The following is a 1,003-nucleotide window of genomic DNA, read 5'->3' as shown; positions in this document are numbered from 1 at the left end:
CCTTCGCGCAGGGGGGTGTTCTCGCACAGTTCGTAACCGCTGTAGATGCCCCAGGTGGGGGAGAGGGTGGCGGCCAGGACGGCGCGGACCTCGAAGGCGGGCCGGCCGCCGTGCTGGAGGTAGGCGTGGAGGATGTCGGGGGTGTTGGCGAAGAAGTTGGGCCGCATGTAGGAGGCGGCGTCCCCCGAGAGTTCGGTGAGGTAGTCCGTCAGTTCCTGCCTGGTGGTGCGCCAGGTGAAGTAGGTGTAGGACTGCTGGAAGCCGATCTGGGCCAGGGTGTGCATCATCGCCGGGCGGGTGAAGGCCTCGGCCAGGAAGATGACGTCGGGGTCGGTGCGGTTGATCTCGCCGATGACGCGTTCCCAGAACACCACGGGTTTGGTGTGGGGGTTGTCGACCCGGAAGATCCGCACGCCGGTGTCCATCCAGTGCCGCAGCACCCGGCAGGTCTCGGCGATCAGGCCGTCCATGTCGGCGTCGAAGGCGATGGGGTAGATGTCCTGGTACTTCTTGGGCGGGTTCTCGGCGTAGGCGATGGTGCCGTCGGGGCGGTGGTGGAACCACTCGGGGTGCTTGTGCACCCAGGGGTGGTCCGGGGAGCACTGCAGGGCGAAGTCGAGGGCGATCTCCAGGCCCAGCTCGGCCGCCCGGGCCACGAAGCGGGTGAAGTCCTCCAGGGTGCCCAGCCGGGGGTGGACGGCGTCGTGGCCGCCCTCGGGGGAGCCGATGGCCCAGGGCACGCCGACGTCGTCGGGTCCGGCGTCGAGGGTGTTGTTGGGGCCCTTGCGGAAGGTGGTGCCGATGGGGTGGATCGGGGGGAGGTAGACGACGTCGAAGCCCATCGCGGCGATGGCCGGGAGGCGGCGGGCGGCGGTGTCGAAGGTGCCGTGCGGTTCCCGCCCGGTGCCCTCGGAGCGGGGGAAGAACTCGTACCAGGAGCCGAACAGGGCCCGCTCGCGCTCCACCAGCAGCGGCAGCGGGTCGCTGCTGGTGACCAGCTCCC

The 1,003-nt window shown here is 69.9% G+C and carries 1 pseudogene; it reads right to left on the bottom strand.

Annotated features, from left to right (window positions below):
* A pseudogene (locus IE118_RS33825) lies at window positions 1-1,003 on the bottom strand (alpha-1,4-glucan--maltose-1-phosphate maltosyltransferase); the annotation flags it as partial.

The organism is Streptomyces pilosus, assembly GCF_014649835.1.
Lineage (GTDB): Bacteria > Actinomycetota > Actinomycetes > Streptomycetales > Streptomycetaceae > Streptomyces > Streptomyces pilosus.
Note: the sequence above shows the minus strand (reverse complement) of the source record. Positions and strands in the feature narration are given on the sequence as shown.